The sequence below is a fragment of the Mesorhizobium sp. M7A.F.Ca.AU.001.01.1.1 genome (assembly GCF_004022735.1).
GTDB classification, from domain to species: Bacteria; Pseudomonadota; Alphaproteobacteria; order Rhizobiales; family Rhizobiaceae; genus Mesorhizobium; species Mesorhizobium ciceri.
Window position 1 is genome coordinate 1 of the sequence record NZ_RZPF01000804.1, and the last position, 2,708, is coordinate 2,708.

4 protein-coding genes and 1 pseudogene are annotated in these 2,708 nt (G+C 64.7%); 4 read left to right on the plus strand and 1 reads right to left on the minus strand.

The features are described from left to right. Together EN884_RS32100 and EN884_RS32105 are read left to right on the plus strand one after the other, a co-directional pair. A pseudogene (locus EN884_RS32100) lies at positions 1-200 on the plus strand (CHAD domain-containing protein); the annotation flags it as partial. Between the two features lie 91 nt (positions 201-291). Beyond that, entirely contained in the window at positions 292-1,098 is an 807-nt protein-coding gene (locus EN884_RS32105) for a hypothetical protein (RefSeq protein WP_013528661.1), read from the plus strand. Between the two features lie 54 nt (positions 1,099-1,152). Here the strand turns inward: EN884_RS32105 and EN884_RS32110 are convergent, their stop codons facing one another. Further along, on the minus strand, positions 1,153-2,124 hold the full coding sequence (locus tag EN884_RS32110) for an AraC family transcriptional regulator (protein ID WP_013528662.1): 972 nt from the start codon (positions 2,122-2,124) through the stop codon (positions 1,153-1,155). A 179-nt stretch (positions 2,125-2,303) separates the two neighbouring features. Between EN884_RS32110 and EN884_RS32115 the strand changes: the two genes are divergently transcribed. Then, positions 2,304-2,447, plus strand: coding sequence for a hypothetical protein (locus tag EN884_RS32115; protein WP_082826609.1), 144 nt, complete (start codon positions 2,304-2,306; stop codon positions 2,445-2,447). A gap of 11 nt (positions 2,448-2,458) precedes the next feature. Then, positions 2,459-2,708: hypothetical protein (locus EN884_RS32120; protein WP_164895292.1), on the plus strand; the 250-nt coding region annotated here is incomplete at its 3' end.

The following is a 2,708-nucleotide window of genomic DNA, read 5'->3' on the forward strand; positions in this document are numbered from 1 at the left end:
ACGACCAGCTGCTCGGGCCGCCCGAGGACACGAAACTTCTGGCCAAGCTTTTGAAGCGGTCGGAAAAGCAGCTGAAGAAGAGCTGCCTTGCCGAGGCGGCCGAGCTGTTCGGCGACAGTCCCAAACGCTCGACACGCAAACTGGCCCGCAAGGCGCGCGACGATCTGGCTGCGCCGCCGGAAGAGGCCGCGGCATCGTAGGATGACTTGGCGCTCTTCCTCTCGGTCCGGACGGGGGGAAGAAAGGCGTGCGCTAGCCCTCATTACCCGCCCATGCTAATCGCCATGGAGTATGACCGAGCCCGGCGACACGCTTCTGGATCGACTTGGCCGCTGGCTTGCCGGCCGGCTGCAGGAAGAATCGTCCGGCTACGAGCCCTACACCCCCTCCGATGCCGAAACGCTGCGTCGCACGCTTGAGCCCGGCGACATCCTGCTGATCGAGGGCAACCAGAAGATCTCGGCGGCGATCAAGTACCTGACCCAGTCGACCTGGTCGCATGCGGCCTTCTATATCGGCGATGCCTTGCCCGCGCCGGCGGACGGCTCGGAGCGGCCGCGCCTGATCGAGGTCACGATCGGCGAAGGCTGCGTCGCCGTTCCATTGTCGCGCTACCGCACCTACAACACCCGTATCTGCCGGGCGAGTGGGCTGGCGCCGGAGGATCGCGACAAGGTCGTCGCCTTCATGATCGGCAAGCTCGGCCTGAAATACGACCTCAAGAACATTTTCGACATGCTGCGTTTTTTCTTCCCGACACCGCCGGTGCCGGTGCGCTGGCGCCGCCGCATGCTGGCCTTCGGTTCCGGCGATCCGACACGGGCGATCTGCTCGACGCTGATTGCCGAGGCCTATGGCCAGATCCGCTATCCGATCCTGCCCGAGATCACCCGTGCGCCCGGCCGCGCCTCGGCGCAGTCGAACTATTCGCGCAAGGAAATCCTGCACATCCGCCACCATTCGCTCTACACGCCGCGCGATTTCGACCTGTCGCCCTATTTCCGCATCGTCAAGCCGACGCTGGAATATGGTTTCGACTACCGGGCGGTGACCTGGGACGACAAGCTTGCCGATCCCGGGGCCAAGGCCGCCGAATAAACGCGATCAAATGAGTCCAGCCGCTGCACAGGACCGCTGGCCGGCAGCCGGGCGTCAGTGCTTGCAAGCCGCGGCCCGCACGTCCGAGGGTGTGGCGTCATAACGGCGACGGAACGCCCGGTTGAAATAGGAAAGGTCGTTGAAGCCGGCCTCGTAGGCGATCGCGGTGATGCTGCGTCCGGCATGGCGCGGATCGCCGAGCATGCGATGGGCGCGCGCCAGCCGTTGGGTCATCATGAAATCAATCAAGGATGTGCCATCGCTCTCGAACAGCTTGCGGACGTAGCGGGCCGACAGTCCGTGGCGGGCGGCGACGTCTTGCGCCGACAGGTCGACATGGCCACCATGCGCGACGATATCGGCCTTGATGGCGCGCAAGCGGGCAACGCTGACGCCGCGGCCGCGTGCGATCTGGGCCGCATCCCTGGTCGCGCCCATGGCGAGTGCGGCAAGGTCGAAAACATGTGCCGCCGCAAGGTGGCAGGCCTCCGCAGTCAACTCGTCTCCGACCTCCTGGATCGAGCTGATATAGTCGAGCAACAGCCGCATCGCCCCGCTTTGGGTCGGCAAGGGCCGCATAAGAACCGCGGCCGGATCGCCGATCAGAGGCGAAAGCTGCTTGCGCGAAAAACTCAGATTGACGAAGCGAAACCCGCCGGCGCCGATCAGGTTGAGGCCAACCTCTTCACCGCTCATCATCAGCGCCTGGCCGTTGCCGACCGCCTCCTCGCGGCCGCGATGCTTCATCACACTGCCCCCGTCGAGGGCCGCCAGAAGAACGAAGTCGTCATTGTCGATCAGCGACGACGTACGATGCACCCGGAATTCCGATGAGCTGCCGGTGGCGATGCCGAGGCCTGGCAACGCGCGCACCCGCATGTCGATCTGCGCCGGCGCCAGCGGATCGAGGTCCACCCTCAGAACCGTGCGGCCGTAAACCTCACGCGTGATCTCGACGCGATCCCGCTCCGGAAACATCTCCGTCGCCAGCCTGAATGAGGCTGACGTCCCCATCGTCGCAGTCATCGACACCCCCCATGCCCAAGAGCGCGGTCATATGCGCCGGAGCCTGCAAAACGTCAATCCCGGGCCGTTTTGGCCGCTTTCAGTGCCGTTCTGTCCAAGCTGCCCCCCTTTTATGCCCCTAGTTTGCGGCGCGATTCCGGAACCGGAACCGCATTGGCGGCAATCCAAAGGGGGGCACGATGTTTCATTTGCAACTGTTCAAGACGCTGTCGGCACTGGCTGCGGCAGGGTTCAATCCGCGCATCTATCTGCTGTCGATCGCCTTGGGCAACGCAGTGACCGATCATCGCGAGGCCAAGCTGCCGCCGCGCGCTGCCCGATGATGAGCAGCACCATGAAAAAGAGCATTTTCCTGGCCCTGACCATTGCCCTTGCGGGCTGCCAAACGGGCCAGGTCGACGACAGGCCGGCATCGATCGCGAGCGCGGCCGGCAGCAAGAAGGCCCGGAACGAACCGACGACGGAAACGGCATGCGCCGATGCGGCCAAGAAGGCGGCGAAGGCGCAGACCAATGCGGCTCTGCTCGGCGGTGTGCTGTCGATGGCGGGGGGTCTTGGCGGTCTGGCTGGCAATGGTGGGGTCA